Annotated in this window: 1 protein-coding gene; it reads left to right on the forward strand. The window is 71.7% G+C overall.

Annotated elements, in window-relative coordinates:
• Positions 1 to 240 (forward strand): aminotransferase class III-fold pyridoxal phosphate-dependent enzyme (locus EOD29_RS34700; protein ID WP_127248914.1); only part of this gene is annotated, 240 nt, incomplete at both ends.

A 240-nucleotide genomic window follows, 5' to 3' on the forward strand; every position in this document is an offset into this window, starting at 1 on the left:
GCCCAGCTGCTGCACGTTGGCAACCTCTTCTACACCGACCCGATGGTCCGCCTGAGCGAGCGGCTCGCCGTCGCCGCGGAGCTGGGGGAGGGCACGAAGGTCTTCTTCACGAACTCCGGCACCGAGGCCGTCGAGGCCGCTCTGAAGTGCGCGCGCAAGCGCCGCAGGGCCGGGACGATCATCTCGGTCCACCGGGGCTTCCACGGCCGCACCTACGGCGCCCTCAGCGCGACCCCGCAG

Source organism: Mesorhizobium sp. M1A.T.Ca.IN.004.03.1.1 (assembly GCF_003997555.1).
Taxonomy (GTDB): Bacteria; Pseudomonadota; Alphaproteobacteria; order Rhizobiales; family Rhizobiaceae; genus Mesorhizobium.